We start from the raw sequence: 16906 nt of genomic DNA, 5'->3' as shown, positions 1-16906 counted from the left end.
TCGGATTTACGGGAGTATCACATGACTGATATTGCGCAGTTGCTTGGCAAAGACGCCGACAGCCTTTTACAGCATCGTTGTATGACCATTCCAGCCGACCAGTTGTATCTTCCTGGTCACGACTACGTTGACCGCGTGATGGTGGATAACAACCGTCCGCCTGCGGTCCTGCGAAATATGCAGACGCTCTACAACACCGGACGGCTCGGCGGTACCGGGTATCTCTCTATTCTGCCCGTGGACCAGGGCGTTGAGCACTCGGCGGGCGCCTCTTTCGCGGCGAATCCGCTCTACTTCGATCCGAAGAATATTGTTGAGCTGGCGATTGAAGCGGGCTGTAACTGTGTAGCCTCCACCTACGGCGTGCTGGCTTCGGTTTCGCGTCGCTATGCCCACCGCATTCCGTTCCTCGTGAAGCTGAATCACAACGAAACTCTCAGCTACCCCACCGAGTATGACCAGACCCTCTACGCCAGCGTCGAGCAGGCGTTCAACATGGGGGCGGTGGCGGTCGGGGCGACGATTTACTTCGGCTCTGAACAGTCTCGTCGTCAGATTGAAGAGATCTCTGCGGCATTTGAGCGCGCGCACGAGCTGGGTATGGTGACCGTGCTATGGGCGTACCTGCGTAACTCGGCGTTCAAAAAAGACGGGGTGGATTATCACGTCTCCGCCGACCTGACCGGCCAGGCGAACCATCTGGCGGCCACCATCGGCGCGGACATCGTGAAGCAGAAAATGGCGGAGAATAACGGTGGCTATAAAGCGGTGAACTTTGGCTACACCGATGACCGCGTTTACAGCAAGCTGACCAGCGATAACCCGATCGACCTGGTGCGCTACCAGCTGGCGAACTGCTATATGGGTCGTGCAGGGCTGATTAACTCCGGCGGCGCGGCGGGCGGCGATACTGACCTGTCCGATGCGGTGCGTACGGCGGTTATCAACAAACGCGCGGGCGGCATGGGGCTGATCCTTGGCCGTAAGGCGTTCAAGAAATCAATGGCCGACGGCGTGAAGCTGATCAATGCGGTTCAGGACGTCTATCTGGACAGTAAAGTCACAATTGCCTGACGTCTCCATCTCCCTCTCCCTGCGGGAGAGGGTTGGGGTGAGGGCATCATCGCGCACCGTGTGAAACATCAGCGCAAAAGCACACAGTCCGGCGGCAGCCTGCACTCCAGCGCGCCGGGCAATACCTCAATGCGGAACTGCGTCCCGCTAAGAGGCTCTCCGTCGAGGTTAAACGTCATCCCGTGCGGAGCATTCACCTCGAACCACGCCGATTTACCGTCAATGATATTCGGGCTCTCTTCCGGCTGCGTCAGCGTGGTAAACAGCGCGGGCAGCAGACCGTCGCCGGTGAAAATGCGCAGCTGTAGCTGACCATCGTTAATCAGCGCCTCCGGGCAGAGCTGCTGTCCGCCGCCTGCCTGACGTCCGTTGCCAATCCCAATTACCAGCGCGTCGCCCTGCCACTGAAAATCCTCACCGCGAATTTCGCATCGGTCCGGCTTGAGGGTGTCCATACGCATCAATCCGTGGATCAGGTACGACACGCCGCCCAGCGCCGCCTTCAGTTTTTCCGGCGTTTCGCTGGTAATGCGCGTGCCGAATCCACCCGTCGCCATATTGATAAAGCAGGTTTTGTCATTCACCTGGGCGATATCCACGGCGGTGGCTTTGCCGAGGATCGCCAGCTGAAGCGCCTTCTCTAAATCTTCCGGGATCCCGGCGCTGGTGGCAAAATCATTGGCGGTGCCGAGTGGTAATATGCCCATCACCGGGCGATCTGCCGGTGGCAGGTCGATGAGCGCAGAGGCGATCTCATTGATGGTGCCATCGCCGCCGCCGGAAATGATGGTGCTGATACCTAACGCTAAGCCTTCGTTGATATAGCGTGCCGCGTCGCCTTTTTCCCACGTCACGCGCACGTGGATACGTGCGCCGTCGTCACGCAAACCCATAATCGCCTGACGCAACGGATCGTTGCCTGCACTTTTGCCATTGAGAATCAATAAACTGTCTGGATAGGTTGCCATCCGCGCTGCTCCCTTTTTTAGCGTTAGTAAGAGTGTATAGCAGAGAGGAAAAAAGCGGGTAAGAACAGGATGAAAGGAACAAAATATGCCCGAAAGCGCGTTACACTTCAGCGATGAGATTAATGTAATCACAGGAAAGTGATGATGAATAAAATTTTGGTAAGCGCTTGCCTGATGGGCTTCAGGGTCCGTTATAACGGAAGTGAAAAAGCGCGAATGAACGAGCAACTCGCTCGCTGGCAACAGGAACAACGTCTGGTTATCCACTGCCCAGAGCTTGCTGCCGGGTTGCCTGTGCCTCGTCCACCGGCAGAGATTATGTCTGCTGATGGGAAAAACGTGATGCACGGGCAAGCCAGAATTATTGAAAATACCGGGCAGGACGTTACTGAGCAGTATCAGCTTGCAGCCTGGCTCGCGCTACGCGCTGCTCAGGCGTCGGGGTGTAGCGCTGCATTGTTAACCGATGGCAGCCCAACGTGCGGCAGTGAGTTTATTTATGACGGATCTTTTCGCGGTATACAGAAGGCTGGGATGGGGGTTGCTGCATCGTTGCTCGCTGAGAATGGGATCGCCGTGTTCTCAGAGAAGCAAATCGACGAACTCATTGCCTGGGTTGAGGAGAGAGAAGGCAAAAAATAAGCCCGCGTAAGGGAGATTACGCAGGCTAAGGAGGTGGTTCCTGGTACAGCTAGCATTTATGGGTTATGTTTTTCAGCGGGGGGATAATACCCGTATTGAACGAAGCGGTATGTGATCCGATTCTAAGAATTATCCCAGCGCGAAAAAATTTCCCTGATTGACTATTTGCCGTGTGGATTACGTGTGCTTTCACCGTTAAAGTTACGCATCAGCAGCGCGAACTTCAGCTCCACCTCTTCCGGAACCGGCAGCCAGACGGTATGCCCGTCGCCCGGCGCAACCTCAATCGCTTCGCCTTTGCCGTTTTCCAGATGCTCCAGCGTGAAGTTCATGTTGCCCTGCGGGGTCATCAGCTCCAGGCTGTCGCCTTTGGTGAACTTGTTTTTCACCGCCACCGCCGCCAGCGCGCCTTTGCGCTCGCCGGTGAAGTCGCCGACAAACTGCTGGCGCTCGGAAACGGAGTAGCCGTGCTCGTAGTTCTGGTAGTCGTCGTGGGTATGGCGGCGCAGGAAGCCTTCGGTATAGCCGCGGTGCGCCAGGCCTTCCAGCGTTTCCAGCAGGCTGGTATCGAACGGTTTACCGGCCGCCGCATCGTCGATGGCTTTGCGGTACACCTGTGCGGTACGCGCGCAATAGTAATAGGATTTGGTGCGGCCTTCGATCTTCAGGGAGTGCACGCCCATCTGCGTCAGGCGCTCAACGTGGGCGATGGCGCGCAGATCTTTTGAGTTCATGATGTAGGTGCCGTGCTCGTCTTCAAAGGCGGTCATGTACTCGCCCGGACGTTTGGCTTCTTCAATCATAAACACGCTGTCGGTTGGCGCGCCGATGCCCAGCGTTGGCTCAACGTTGGTTACCGGGAGCGGCTCATGCTTGTGGACGATGTTGCCGATGTCATCCTCTTTGCCTTCCTGAACGTTATATTCCCAGCGGCAGGCGTTGGTGCAGGTGCCCTGGTTCGGGTCGCGCTTGTTGATATAGCCAGAGAGCAGGCAGCGGCCGGAGTAGGCCATGCACAGCGCGCCGTGAACGAAGATTTCAATTTCCATGTCCGGCACCTGGGTGCGGATCTCTTCGATCTCTTCGAGGGAAAGCTCGCGGGACAGAATGACGCGGGTCAGCCCCATCTGCTTCCAGAATTTTACCGTCGCCCAGTTGACGGCGTTAGCCTGTACGGAGAGGTGAATATCCATCTCCGGGAAGTTCTCCCGAACCAGCATGATTAAACCCGGGTCCGACATGATCAGCGCGTCCGGCCCCATATCAACCACAGGCTTCAGGTCGCGGATGAACGTTTTCAGCTTGGCGTTGTGCGGCGCGATATTCACCACCACGTAGAATTTTTTACCCAGGGCATGCGCTTCGTTGATGCCGAGCTGCAGGTTCTCGTGGTTGAATTCGTTGTTACGCACGCGCAGCGAGTAGCGCGGCTGGCCCGCATACACGGCGTCGGCGCCATAGGCGAAAGCGTAACGCATATTTTGCAGCGTTCCCGCCGGGGAAAGGAGTTCCGGTTTAAACATGTTTGTTCTCGTTCTGATGACAGGTCAGATCCGCATGCACCAGGTGCAGCGGTAAGGGGAGATCCCCCACTTTAAGGGCGGGCATTGTAGCGCTGCGGGGCAGGGAGGTAAAGTTATTGTGCCGGGTGACGGCTTCGCCTTACCCGGCCTGGATTAACCAGCGGCTAACTAGGCAATCCTGCACGCATCCGCTTCCCAGCGATATCCCACGCCGTACACCGCGCGAATAAATGACTGCTCGGCGTCCAGCGCCTCCAGCTTGCGGCGCAGGTTTTTGATGTGGCTGTCGATGGTGCGATCGGTCACCACGCGGTAATCGTCGTACAGGTGGTTCAGCAGCTGTTCGCGGGAGAAGACTTTTCCCGGCTCGTGGGAGAGGGTTTTCAGCAGGCGGAACTCCGCAGGGGTGAGGTCCAGCAGCTTGCTGCGCCAGCTCGCCTGGAAGCGGCTCTCATCCACAATCAGCGGGCTTTCGGCGTCCAGCATCTGAAGCTCGCGCTGCGGCCTGCAGCGGCGCAGAATGGTTTTCACGCGGGCCACTACCTCACGCGGGCTGTAGGGCTTGCAGATGTAGTCGTCCGCGCCGATTTCGAGCCCCAGCAGGCGGTCAATCTCTTCGATTTTAGCGGTAACCATGACAATAGGCACGTCGGAGAAGCGACGAATCTCCCGGCACAGGGTCAGGCCATCAACGCCAGGCAGCATTAAATCCAGCAGGATCAGATCCGGCGGGGTCTGGCGCACGTACGGCAGCACCTGGTCGCCGTGGCCGATCAGTGACGGGGCATAGCTGGCCGCGCGTAAATAGTCGATCAGCAGCTGTCCCAGCTTGGGTTCGTCTTCGACGATCAAAATGCGCGGCGTGTTTTCGTCAATCGGTAACTCGGTCATACTTCTCTCGATAAATCCCGTTCCAGAGGTAACTCTACTGTAATGCTAACCCCGCCAAAAGGCGAATGGGCGGCGCGAATGGTGCCATTATGCGCCTCGACGATGTTAACGCAAATCGCCAGCCCCAGGCCGGAACCGCCGCTGGCGCGGTTGCGGGAGCCTTCGGTGCGGTAAAAGCGCTCAAACAATTTTTCAAGCTGCGCGTCCTGCACGCCGGGGGCGGAATCCGCGAAGGTGAGGGCGAAGCGTCCGTTTTCCTGTTTGCCGGAGATATGCAGCCCGCCACCGCTGTCGGTGTAGCGCAGGCTGTTCTCCAGCAGGTTGTTGAACAGCTGCATCAGCCGGTCTTTGTCCCCAAATACCACCGCGCTGTCCGGCAGGGAGAGGTCGATTTTCAGGTTGCGGCTGGCAAACCGTTCCCGGAAGGCGCCGCTGGCAACTTCGAGCACGTTAATCACATCGACGGGCGCCTTCTGGTAGGCCAGTGCGCCTTCGTCGGACATGGAAAGCTGGTGGAGATCGTCCACCAGCTTGGTGAGCGTGCCCACCTCCGCCTGCAGGGAGGCCACCGATTCGGGCGTAAACTGGCGCACGCCGTCCTGAATGGCCTCGAGCTCACCGCGCAGCACCGCCAGCGGGGTGCGCAGCTCGTGGGAAATATCGGCCATAAAGTCGCGGCGCATCTGCTGGTTTTTCTCAAGCGTGCTGGCGAGTTGGTTAAAGTCCTGCGCCAGCTTGCCCAGTTCGTCCTGGCTGCGGGTGTCGACGCGGGTGGTGAAATCCCCGGCGGCCAGCTTGTGCGTGCCTTCCACCAGCCGTTTCACCGGCGCGAGCAGACCGCGCGCCAGCGGGAAGGTGGCGAGCGCGGCGAGCAGGGTGGAGAGAGCGACGATCAGCCAGCTGGTCCGGCGCTGCTGGCGGTCAAAGTTGATATCGGTGTTGCGCGTCAGGCGCTCCACCGGTGAGGCGATAACCCAGCCGACGGTCGCGTTATTCACCTTAATCGCCCGGCGGGTGCCGTCCGGCGGTATCGGCGCGCGCGGCCCAACCAGCGTGCGCATATCCTGATCGATTACCCAGAACTGGGTGCGCCAGCCGTGCGGCGGCATGCCCGGCCCCGGGCGATCTTCACCGGCATCGTGCTCCAGCGAGCGCAGGATCTGGAAAATAAAGCGGTCATTGTTGCGCAGAAAACGCCAGTTGCCGTGCTGGGCGTACTGTTCACTCAGCGCATCGCTTAAGCCCTGCAGGCGCTGCTCGTTGCCATGCTTAATGTAATCAATAAAACCGCGCTCAAAGCTGATCCGCACCGCCCAGTGCATAGTGATCAGCAGGACGATACAGGTGGCAAAAATCGCCACAAAAAGCTTGCCGGTAATACCCGGACGCCAGAATTTCATGAGCCACTCCTTTTGCCGCGCCTAATCACGACGTTCTTGCTGGTATCATCCGGCACGCGGGCAAAGATGACGGCGGGCAGGGCGATAATCACCGCCATGCTGATATAGGTATATAAAAAGACCTGATGCGCCACCGGCGTGTCGACGCTGAGGTGATGCTGGCCGTACATGCCGAGCAATAAACCCGCGATGGTCACGCCGACGCTCATGGAGAGCTGCATCACCATCGACAGCAGGCTGTTGCCGCTGCTCGCCAGATCGTCCGGCAGGTCTTTCAGCGTCAGGGTATTCATCGACGAGAAGCGCATGGAGTTGACCATCCCCTGGCAGAACAGCACCAGCGGCAGGACGTAGTACCAGCCCATCAGCGCCACGGTCATAAACAGCAGGCTGACCAGCGACAGCCCCAGCGTGGCGGCCACCAGCACGTGACGGTAGCCAAAGCGGTTCACCACCTGCACCACGATGCGCTTCATCCCCATGCTGCCGAGCACCATCGGGATCATCATCAGGCCCGCGTGGAACGGCGAAAACCCCATGCCAATTTGCAGAAACACGGGCGTCATAAACGGCAGCATGCCGCTGCCGATACGTCCGGCGAAGCTGCCGAACAGGCCAAGACGGTAGGTAGGGTTTTTAAACAGATTCAGGCTGAACAGCGCCTGGTCATTCCCGCGAGCGTGCCACCAATACCATCCAATGGCGGTAAGGCCGAGGGCAACCAGAACGCCCAGCGTCAGGGACGAAATGCCCAGCCCCTTTTGCCCGTCGAGCGCCAGGGTGAGCGTGGCCATGCCCGCCGCCAGCAGAATAAAGCCGAAGAAATCAAAGCGTCGGGTCTGCATTTTGTAGTTCGGCATCAGCGTTAGGGTGGCGATAGCGCCAATGATGCCAACAGGAAGATTGATTAAGAAAATCCAGTGCCAGGAGGCGTACTCCACCAGCATCCCGCCGAGCGCCGGCCCCAGCAGCGGCCCCACCTGACCGGGCAGGGTGACGAAGGTCATGGCCGCCATGTACTGCTCGCGTGGCACAATCTTCATCACCGTTAACCGCCCGACGGGCACCATCATCGCCCCGCCGACGCCCTGCAGCACGCGCGCCGTCACCAGCTGGTCGAGGGTGCTGGCCTGGGCGCAAAACAGCGAGCCAGCGGTAAACAGCACGATGGCGGTAAAGAAGATATTCCGCACGCCCACTTTGTCCGCCAGCCAGCCGCTGGCGGGCAGCATCACCGCAACCGTCAGCACGTAGGCGACAATTACCATATGCATATGCAGCGGGCTCTCCCCCAGGCTTTTCGCCATCGAGGGGAGGGCGGTGTTAACGATGGTCGTATCCAGCGACTGCATAAAGAAGCCGAAGGCGACTATCCACAATTGCCAGCGAACGTTGCTGGGAAGCTCAGTCATTTACCCGTTTACCGTTTCTCTGTTTTTACGCGAAAAGCGCAGCCGCAGGCGGTCGAAGAACAGATAGACCACCGGCGTGGTGTACAGCGTCAGCAGTTGGCTCATCACCAGGCCGCCGACGATGGTGATCCCCAGCGGCTGGCGCAGCTCTGAGCCGTCTCCGCCCGAGATAACCAGCGGCAGTGCGCCAAACAGCGCCGCCAGGGTGGTCATCATGATTGGACGGAAGCGCAGCAGGCAGGCCTGGAAAATGGCCTCTTCCGGCGAGAGGTTGCCGTTGCGCTGGGCGTCCAGCGCAAAGTCCACCATCATGATGGCGTTTTTCTTTACGATGCCGATTAACAGCATAATTCCGATAAGCGCGATCAGGCTGAATGGCGCGCCAAACAGCTCCAGCGCAAGCAGCGCCCCCACGCCCGCCGACGGCAGCGTAGAGAGGATGGTCAGCGGGTGAACGTAGCTCTCATACAGGACGCCCAGCACAATATAGACCGTGGCAATGGCCGCCAGGATCAAAATCACCTGCGAGTTCATCGTCTCCTGGAACACCTGCGCGGTCCCGGCAAAGCTGCCGCGCACGGTGGACGGCACGCCAAGCTGCGTCATCGCGCGGTTAATCGCGTCGCTGGCCTCGGAAAGCGATGAACCGGCGGGCAGGTTAAAGGAGATGGTCGACGCCGCCGACAGCCCCTGATGGTTCACCGACAGCGGCGCGTTGGCTGGCCGCCAGCTGGCAAAGTACGAGAGCGGTATCGCCTTGCCGTCGCTGTTAATCACAAACATTTTATCCAGCGCGCTGATGTCCTGGGTGTAGCGCGGATCCACCTCCATCACCACCTTATACTGGTTCATCGGCTGATAGATGGTGGAGATCTCGCGCTGGCCGAAGGCGTTATTTAGCAGGCTGTTGGCGGCTTCAACGTTGATGCCCAACCGCGACATGGTTTCGCGGTCGTAGGTGAGCGCCATCTCCGCGCCGTTGTCCTGCTGATCGGAGTTCACGTCCGCCAGCTCCGGCAGGGCGGCCAGCGCCTTACGGATCTTCGGCTCCCACTCGCGCAGGGCGGCTAAATCATCCGAGAGCAACGTGTACTGGTAGCTGGCGTTCGCCTGCCGCCCGCCGACGCGGATATCCTGAACGGCCATCAAAAACAGGTTTGCGCCCGGCTCTTTGGCGAGCTTCACACGCAGGCGGTCAATCACCTGCTGCGCCGTTTCGTTGCGCTCGCCGCGCGGCTTAAGGGTAATGAACATCATCCCGCTGTTAACGCGCGAGCCGCCGGTAAAGCCAGTGACGTTGTCTACAGCCGGATCCTCACGAATGATCTTCATAAAGTCCTGCAGCTTGCCGCGCATCGCCTGGAATGAAATGCTCTGGTCCGCCTGAATGCCGCCCATCAGCACGCCGGTGTCCTGCTCCGGGAAGAAGGTTTTAGGGATGGTGATGTACATCCAGACGTTGAGCCCAATGGTGGCGATCAGCACCAGGCCGACCAGCCGCGTGTGGTTCAGCACCCACTTCAGCGATTTGCCGTAGCTTTCCTGCATCGCCATCAGAAAACGACCAAAGCCTTTGCGGCGCGGCTGCGAGTGAGGCTTGCTGCGCTTGAGCATCCAGCCGCACATCATCGGCGTCAGCGTCAGGGAAATCACCAGCGAAATCCCGATGGCGACCGAGAGCGTGACGGCAAACTCCCGCAGCAGCCTGCCCGGCAGCCCGCCCATCAGCAGCAGCGGCAGGAAGACCGCCACCAGCGACAGGCTCATGGAAAGTACCGTAAAGCCCACCTCGCGCGTGCCCTGCAGCGCGGCCTGCAGCGGTTTCACGCCCGCTTCAAGGTGGCGGGAAATGTTCTCCAGCACCACGATGGCGTCATCCACTACGAAGCCCGTCGCAATCGTCAGGGCCATCAGCGACAGGTTGTTAAGGCTAAAGCCGCACAGGTACATGGCGGCAAAGGTCCCAATCAGCGACACCGGCACGGCCACCGCCGGGATCAGCGTCGCGCGGCCGGAGCGCAGGAACAGGAACACCACCAGGATCACCAGCGCGACGGAGATAATCAGCGTTTGCTCCACCTCTTCCAGCGAGGCGCGGATGGTCGGGGAGCGATCCTGGGCAATTTGCAGATCGATTGCTGCCGGGATGGTCTCCTGCAGGTCCGGAAGACGGGCGCGAATGCTGTTCACCGTCTCAATAATGTTCGCCTCCGGCAGCTTGCGGATCATCAGCAGGATGGCCGGTTTAGCGTTGGTCATCCCGGCGTTGCGCACGTCCTGCACTGAGTCAGTGACGCTGGCGACGTCGCTCAGGCGTACCGCCGCGCCGTTGTTGTAGTGAATGATCAGCGGCTGGTATTCCGCGGCGGTTTTTAGCTCGTCGTTGGTCTGGATCTGCCAGCGGTGGCTGCCGTCCTCAATCGCCCCCTGCGGTTTACGCACGTTGGCGCTGCTGATGGCGGAGCGCACGTCGTCCAGCGACACGCCCTGATTGAACAGCGCCTGCGGGTTCAGGCCCACGCGCACGGCGGGCAGAGAACTGCCGCCAACGCTCACGTCACCCACGCCGTTGATTTGTGAAATCGTCTGCGCCAGCTGGGTCGACGCAAAATCGTACAGCTGCCCCTGAGAATAGGTGTCCGAGGTCAGCGTCAGGATCATGATTGGCGCGTCGGACGGATTGGCCTTGCGGTAGGTCGGACGGCTCGGCATCCCGCTCGGCAGAAGGCTTTGCGCGGCGTTAATGGCCGCCTGCACGTCACGGGCGGCACCGTTAATATCCCGGTCGAAGCTGAATTCCAGAATGATGCGTGTGCTGCCCAGCGAGCTGCTGGAGGTCATCTCGTTGACCCCCGCAATCCGCCCAAGAGAACGCTCCAGCGGCGTGGCAACGGACGAGGCCATGGTCTCCGGTGACGCACCCGGCAGCGAGGCGCTGACCATAATCACCGGGAAATCCACCTGCGGCAGGGGGGCAACTGGCAGCAGCCGGAAGCCCAGCACGCCGCACAGGGTAATGGCGACGGAGAGTAAAATCGTCGCCACTGGACGGTAAATGAAGAGGGCGAAAAACTTCACTTACGCCTCCTCTTCACGTTTCGGGAAACGGCTTTTGGTCCACAGCGCCAGGCGGTCAAACAGCAGATAGATCACCGGCGTAGTGAAGAGCGTCAGCACCTGACTCACCAGCAGGCCCCCGACCATACCGATACCCAGCGGGCGGCGCAGCTCCGCGCCGACGCCGGTGCTGAGCATCAGCGGCAGCGCGCCCAACAGGGCGGCCAGCGTGGTCATCAGGATCGGACGGAAACGCAGCAGGCAGGCCTGGAAGATGGCATCGCTCGGCGACATGCCCTGCTCGCGCTCGGCGGCCAGCGCAAAGTCGATCATCATGATGGCGTTTTTCTTCACGATCCCGATAAGCAGGATGATGCCGATGATGGCAATAACGTCCAGCTCGCTGCCCGCCAGCATCAATGCCAGCAGCGCCCCCACGCCCGCCGTTGGCAGGGTAGAGAGGATGGTGATCGGGTGGATAAAGCTTTCGTACAGCACGCCGAGCACGATGTACATCGCCACGACCGCCGCGACGATCAGCCAGACGGTGTTGCCCAGCGCGGCCTGGAACGCCAGGGTGCTGCCCTGGAACTGGGTCTGAATGTCGGACGGGAAGCTGAGCGCTTTTTCAGCAGCCTGGATGGCTTCCACCGCCTCGCCCAGCGAGTAACCGTCCGGCACGTTGAAGGAAATGGTGGTGGACGGGAACTGATCCAGGTGGTTAATCGACAGCGGGGTATAGCGCTCCTCCACCGTGGCGATGGCGCTCAGCGGCACAATGCCGCCGTCTTTGCTGGTCAGGCGCACCGAGTCCAGGCCGGCCAGGCCGGGGGTGTGCTCGGTGTTGTGCTCCAGCACCACGCGGTACTGGTTCGCCTGGGTGTAGATGGTGGAGATCAGGCGCTGCCCGAAGGCGTTGTACAGGGCGTTGTCCACATCAGACATGGTGATGCCCAGACGGCTGGCGGTGTCGCGGTTAACGTTGACGTAGGCCGCCAGCCCCTTGTCCTGCCAGTCGCTGCTGACATCGGCGAGCTGCGGCAGGGTGTTAAGTTTTTCAACCAGCTGCGGCACCCAGGTGCTGAGGGCATCAAGCGACGTAGCCTGGAGCGTGAACTGATACTGCGTGCGGCTGACCTGGGTATCAATGGTCAAATCCTGAATCGGCTGCAGGTAAAGCTCAACGCCCGGCACGCGGGCCACGGCGCTTTGCAGGCGCTCGATGACGGCGTTCACGCGGTCGTCGCGCTCATCCAGCGGCTTGAGGTTGATCTGCAGACGCGCGCTGTTGAGCGACGGATTGGTGCCATCCACCCCCACGTAGGACGTCAGGCTCTCCACCGCCGGGTCTTTCATGATGATTTCAGACACCTGCTGCTGGCGCTGCGCCATGTTCGCGAAGGAGACCGACTGCGGAGCCTGAAGAGTGCCCTGAATAATGCCGTTATCCTGGATGGGGAAGAAACCTTTCGGAATAAAAATCCACAGCATTACGCTGAGCGCCAGCGTGCCCAGCGCCACGCCAAGTGTGGCCCACGGATGGTTCAGCACTTTCGCCAGCACGCGACCGTAGGCGGCAATAATTTGCTCGAACATCCGCTCGGAGGCGCGGGAGAAGCGGTTTTGCTTGCGCAGGGATTCGTGGCTCAGCATGCGGGCACACATCATCGGCGTCAGGGTCAGCGACACCACGGCAGAGATCAGAATGGCGACCGCCAGCGTCACGGCAAACTCGCGGAACAGCCGCCCGACGATGTCGCCCATAAACAGTAGCGGGATCAGCACCGCAATCAGCGAGAAGGTCAGCGAGATAATGGTAAAGCCGATTTCCCCTGCGCCCTTCAGCGCGGCGGCCAGCGGCTTTTCACCTTTTTCGATATAGCGCGAGATGTTCTCGATAACGACGATGGCGTCATCCACCACGAACCCGGTGGCGATGGTGAGCGCCATCAGCGTCAGGTTGTTAATCGAAAAGTCGAGGAACACCATCACCGCAAAGGTCCCGACCAGCGAGAGCGGCACGGCGACGGCGGGGATAATGGTTGCCGGAACGTTGCGCAGGAACAGGTAAATGATCATTACCACCAGCGCAATCGCCAGCATCAGCTCGAACTGGGTATCGGTGACCGACGCGCGAATGTTGGTGGTGCGGTCGGAAAGGACTTTTACGCTGACCGATTTCGGCAGGCTTTCAATCAGCTGCGGCAGCATGGTGCGGATGCTGTCGGCGGTTTCGATGATGTTGGCGCCCGGCTGGCGCTGCACGTTCATCACGATCGCCTGCTGCTTGTTCGCCCACGCGCCGAGCCAGCTGTTTTCCGCGCCTTGTTCCACGGTGGCGACATCGCCCAGGCGGATCGGCGCGCCGTTCTGGTAGGCCACAATCAGCTGACGGTATTCGTCGGCGGACTGCATCTGGTCGTTTGCCGAGAGGGTGACCGCACGGGTCGGGCCGTCCAGCGAGCCTTTCGCCGAGTTGACGTTGGCACTGCTGATGGCGGTGCGGATGGTTTCGCTGGTCAGCCCCAGCGCGGCAATCGCCTGTGCGTTAAGCTTCACGCGCACGGCCGGGCGCTGGCCGCCCGCCAGCGTGACGAGGCCGACGCCGGAGACCTGAGAAATCTTCTGCGCCACGCGGGTTTCGACCATGTCTTCGACCTGGGTCATCGGCATGGCGGAGGAGGTGACGGCCAGCGTCATGATTGGCGGATCCGCCGGGTTCACCTTGCTGTAGACCGGCGGGTTAGGCAGGTCCGACGGCAGCAGGTTGGTGGCGGCGTTGATGGCGGCCTGCACTTCCTGCTCGGCGACGTCCAGCGACAGCGTTAGCTGGAACTGCAGCGTCACGACGGATGCCCCACCGGAACTCTGGGAGGACATCTGTTTTAACCCGGACATCTGGCCAAACTGGCGCTCCAGCGGGGCGGTAATGGCGGACGTCACCACGTCCGGGCTGGCGCCAGGATAGAGAGTGACAACCTGAATCGTTGGATAATCCACCTCCGGCAGCGCCGACACGGGCAGAAAGCGGTAGCCAATGATCCCGGCCAGCAGGATCGCCACCATCAACAGCGTGGTGGCGACAGGGCGGAGGATAAACAGGCGTGACGGCCCACCTGTAGAGCTCGGGGGCATAACCTGCATCAGGAGGTCGCTCCCTGTTTCGCAGGTTCAACCACCTCAACTTTCGCGCCTTCGGTGAGGCGGTCGATGCCGTCGGTGACCACGCGGTCGCCGGCGGAGAGCCCGGCGCTGATGACCACCGTCTGGCTGTCCTGAATCCCGGTTTTCACCAGATGCTTGCTCACTTTATTGTCGCTGTTCAGCACCCAGACAAAGCTTCCTTCGTTACCCATCTGCAGCGCTGCGGTGGGGATCACTACCGCGTTCTCTTCGGTAGCGACCAGCATTCGCGCGTTGACGAACTGGTTCGGGAAGAGGGCATCGTCCTGGTTGTTAAAGCGCGCCTTCAGCTTGATGGTGCCGGTGGTGGTATCGATCTGGTTGTCCAGACTGAGCAGGGAACCCTCGCTCAGCTTCTGCTTGTTGGTGCGGTCCCAGGCTTCCACCACCAGGCCTTTACCGGCTTTTTGCGCCTGCATGACGGTTGCGATATCGCTTTCCGGCAGGGTAAAGACTAAATCAATCGGGTGGGTCTGGGTGATCACCACGATGCCCGTGGTGTCGCCGCTGGAGATCTGGTTACCGATATCGACCTGCTTCAGGCCCACGCGTCCGTCAATCGGCGCGGTGATGCGGCTCCAGTCCAGCTGCAGCTGCGCGCTGGCGACGGCGGCCTCGTCGGCTTTGATGGTGCCCTGCGTTTCGCTGACCAGCGACTGCTGGGTGTCCAGCTCCTGACGAGAAACGAGGTTGGTTTTCACCAGCTGCTGGTAGCGCGCCAGATCGCGACGGGCGTTGGCGAGGGTGGCTTTGTCTTTCGCGAGCTGCCCCTGCGCCTGAGCGAGGGCGACTTTAAACTGGCTCGGGTCGATTTCCGCCAGCAGATCGCCCGCTTTGACCTGCTGACCTTCCTGGAAGTGGATCGCGATGAGCTGACCGTCAACGCGGCTGCGCACCGTGGCGGTGTTGGCGGCGGTGATGGTTCCGAGCCCCGTCAGATAACGCGGAACGGCTTTGCTCACCGCCGTTGCCGCCTGAACCGGTGCCAGCGCGCCGCCGCGCATGCCGTGACGGCCGCCGCCAGCCGGGCGCTGGGCCTGGCTGCTGGCGCCAGCGGGAGCGGCGGAGTTCGCAGATTGACTGTGCCAGTACCAGGCGGCGGCAAGGACCACCACAATGATGCCAGCGGCGATTGCCCAGCGGGATTTGTTACTGCCTTTCATCGTTATACGTTCTCATCCTGAATACTTCGGGGAATGATACTAGTTTAGTCAGCTAACACAGCGGAAAAATGGAGGAAATATGGAAGACTGTCAGGAATGGTCTGAGTGTGGCGATCGTTTTAGCCGGGTAAGGCGAAGCCGCCACCCGGCACAACCGCATTAGCTAAACATCACCTGCGCCCAGCGCGCCAGCCCTGCGGTAACGGAGCCAAAGTCATCCCCACCGGCAATCGGAATGCCCGGCAGCTGTTCCGCCAGCGCTTTCTTGATCAGCGGCGAACGGGCGCTACCGCCGGTCAGGTAGATCACATCCGGCTTCTCTTTGCCGTTCTCCAGCGCCAGCTGGACTTGCTCCAGAATGCGCTGCAGCGGCTGGGCAAGCGCCGTTTCCAGCCCCTCCTGTGAAATCGCCGTGGCCAGATCCTCGCTGATAAACGGCAAGGAGACCGCATGTTCAGGACGGTCGGAAAGGGCGATTTTGCACTCCTCCGCAGTACGCACCACGCGGTAGCTCAGGCGCTGACGCCAGACTTTATAGAGCAGGGCGACCTTCTCGGCATCCTGCGCGTCGCGCACCAGATCGTTGAGGAAGCGCCCGTTCGCGGTGCTGTAAAAATCACTCTGCGCCGGAACGTCGTTGATGGCAATCGCGTTCCACCACGGCAGGATCGGCAGGGCGATGCCTTTTTCCGTTTGCCCGCCCATGCCCAGCAGCGGCATCAGGCTCTTAAAGGCCAGGGCGATATCCAGATCGTTGCCGCCTACGCGGCAGCCGCTGTGCCCGAGCAGGCTGTTTTCGCGGTCACGACGGTGATGCCACTGCGGTCCCATCAGCAGCAGCGAGCAGTCCGTTGTACCGCCCCCGATGTCGACGACCAGCACGCGCTTCTCTTCCGTCAGCGTGGCTTCAAAATCCAGCCCCGCCGCAACCGGCTCGTACTGAAACACCACGTCGCGGAATCCCGCCCGGTGCGCCGCACGTTCGAGGATCCCCTGCGCCTGCTGGTTGGCTTCGTCACCGCCCAGCCCCTGGAAGTTGATCGGGCGGCCAATCACCGCCTGGGTGATAGTATCCGGCACCTGCGACTGCGCCTGATTGCGGATATGCAGCATCATGGCGCACACCAGATCTTCAAACATCGCCACCTGCTGCGGCTTCAGGCCGCTCGCGCCGAGGAAGGACTTTGGCGATTTAACGAAGTAGACCTCTTCCGGGTCTTCAATGTAATGCCCGAGCGAGGAGAGGCCAAACTGCACGCTTGAAGGGGTAACGTCGATGTCTTCCTCGCGGTTAAAGCTGACCGCCCGACGCAGCAGCGCCTGGGTCTCCGCCGCGGTAGCCGGAACCTGATGGTGGCGGAACAGCCACTCGCTCACCGCCTCACGCGTCGGCGCGCAGAGCATTGATGGCAGCAGCGTGCTCTCTTTTTCCATTTTCAGAAGCTGCGGTTGGCCGTTTTGCATGATCGCAACCGAGCAGTTTGCCGTACCGTAGTCAAATCCAATAAACACGATTAATCCCCATGCCGGTGAGAAGGGGCGAGACTTTAACGAAATGTCTGCACCGCGACAACAGGAATATGAAAGCAAGGC

General features: G+C 60.5%; 11 protein-coding genes. 2 read left to right on the top strand and 9 right to left on the bottom strand.

Translation table 11 applies throughout. The features are described from left to right. Nucleotides 1-21: 21 nt before the first annotated feature. Nucleotides 22-1074: a class I fructose-bisphosphate aldolase gene (gene fbaB, locus IM314_RS18550; protein WP_008500869.1), complete on the top strand. Its 1053-nt coding sequence runs from the start codon at nt 22-24 to the stop codon at nt 1072-1074. Nucleotides 1075-1142: 68 nt separating this feature from the next. Here fbaB and yegS read toward each other — a convergent pair whose 3' ends face one another. Further along, nucleotides 1143-2042, bottom strand: a complete 900-nt coding sequence (gene yegS / locus IM314_RS18545; RefSeq protein WP_088204811.1) for a lipid kinase YegS — start codon at nt 2040-2042, stop codon at nt 1143-1145. Between the two features lie 141 nt (nt 2043-2183). On the opposite strand from yegS, the gene IM314_RS18540 reads away from it, so the two are divergent. Beyond that, a complete protein-coding gene (locus IM314_RS18540) occupies nt 2184-2684 on the top strand; it encodes a DUF523 domain-containing protein (RefSeq protein WP_193358795.1) in 501 nt (166 codons plus the stop codon). Between the two features lie 161 nt (nt 2685-2845). Here the strand turns inward: IM314_RS18540 and yegQ are convergent, their stop codons facing one another. The 8 genes from yegQ to yegD form a co-directional block, all read right to left on the bottom strand. Continuing rightward, nucleotides 2846-4207 (bottom strand): tRNA 5-hydroxyuridine modification protein YegQ, encoded by a 1362-nt coding sequence (gene yegQ / locus IM314_RS18535; protein WP_193358794.1) that lies wholly within the window; start codon nt 4205-4207, stop codon nt 2846-2848. A 168-nt stretch (nt 4208-4375) separates the two neighbouring features. After that, a complete protein-coding gene (gene baeR, locus IM314_RS18530) occupies nt 4376-5098 on the bottom strand; it encodes a two-component system response regulator BaeR (protein WP_028013814.1) in 723 nt (240 codons plus the stop codon). Continuing rightward, the gene (baeS, locus tag IM314_RS18525; protein WP_193358793.1) at nt 5095-6498 is read right to left on the bottom strand and encodes a two-component system sensor histidine kinase BaeS; all 1404 of its coding nucleotides are present in this window, start codon (nt 6496-6498) and stop codon (nt 5095-5097) included. The genes baeR and baeS overlap by 4 nt, the downstream gene beginning before the upstream one ends. Further along, a complete protein-coding gene (locus IM314_RS18520; protein ID WP_193358792.1) occupies nt 6495-7910 on the bottom strand; it encodes an MFS transporter in 1416 nt (471 codons plus the stop codon). The genes baeS and IM314_RS18520 overlap by 4 nt, the downstream gene beginning before the upstream one ends. Then, nucleotides 7911-10988, bottom strand: a complete 3078-nt coding sequence (mdtC, locus tag IM314_RS18515) for a multidrug efflux RND transporter permease subunit MdtC (protein ID WP_193358791.1) — start codon at nt 10986-10988, stop codon at nt 7911-7913. Continuing rightward, nucleotides 10989-14111, bottom strand: a complete 3123-nt coding sequence (locus IM314_RS18510) for an MdtB/MuxB family multidrug efflux RND transporter permease subunit (RefSeq protein ID WP_193358790.1) — start codon at nt 14109-14111, stop codon at nt 10989-10991. It abuts the gene before it with no gap. Further along, nucleotides 14111-15313, bottom strand: coding sequence for an MdtA/MuxA family multidrug efflux RND transporter periplasmic adaptor subunit (locus tag IM314_RS18505; RefSeq protein ID WP_041909096.1), 1203 nt, complete (start codon nt 15311-15313; stop codon nt 14111-14113). The genes IM314_RS18510 and IM314_RS18505 overlap by 1 nt, the downstream gene beginning before the upstream one ends. A 159-nt stretch (nt 15314-15472) precedes the next feature. Next, nucleotides 15473-16825 carry a molecular chaperone gene (gene yegD / locus IM314_RS18500; RefSeq protein WP_041909098.1) on the bottom strand — a complete coding sequence of 451 codons (1353 nt, stop codon included), beginning with the start codon at nt 16823-16825 and terminating at the stop codon, nt 15473-15475. Nucleotides 16826-16906 lie beyond the last annotated feature (81 nt).

The organism is Enterobacter cloacae complex sp. P42RS, from assembly GCF_014930595.1.
Classification (GTDB): Bacteria; Pseudomonadota; Gammaproteobacteria; order Enterobacterales; family Enterobacteriaceae; genus Enterobacter; species Enterobacter bugandensis.
This window is presented reverse-complemented; position numbering and strand designations above follow the sequence as displayed.

What these genes read in the sequence shown, in the direction of transcription:
- baeR (WP_028013814.1), bottom strand. Translation starts at nt 5,098, where the DNA reads ATGACCGAGTTACCGATTGACGAAAACACGCCGCGCATTTTGATCGTC.
- IM314_RS18540 (WP_193358795.1), top strand. Translation starts at nt 2,184, where the DNA reads ATGATGAATAAAATTTTGGTAAGCGCTTGCCTGATGGGCTTCAGGGTC.
- yegQ (WP_193358794.1), bottom strand. Translation starts at nt 4,207, where the DNA reads ATGTTTAAACCGGAACTCCTTTCCCCGGCGGGAACGCTGCAAAATATG.
- baeS (WP_193358793.1), bottom strand. Translation starts at nt 6,498, where the DNA reads ATGAAATTCTGGCGTCCGGGTATTACCGGCAAGCTTTTTGTGGCGATT.
- fbaB (WP_008500869.1), top strand. Translation starts at nt 22, where the DNA reads ATGACTGATATTGCGCAGTTGCTTGGCAAAGACGCCGACAGCCTTTTA.
- yegS (WP_088204811.1), bottom strand. Translation starts at nt 2,042, where the DNA reads ATGGCAACCTATCCAGACAGTTTATTGATTCTCAATGGCAAAAGTGCA.
- IM314_RS18505 (WP_041909096.1), bottom strand. Translation starts at nt 15,313, where the DNA reads ATGAAAGGCAGTAACAAATCCCGCTGGGCAATCGCCGCTGGCATCATT.
- IM314_RS18510 (WP_193358790.1), bottom strand. Translation starts at nt 14,111, where the DNA reads ATGCAGGTTATGCCCCCGAGCTCTACAGGTGGGCCGTCACGCCTGTTT.
- IM314_RS18520 (WP_193358792.1), bottom strand. Translation starts at nt 7,910, where the DNA reads ATGACTGAGCTTCCCAGCAACGTTCGCTGGCAATTGTGGATAGTCGCC.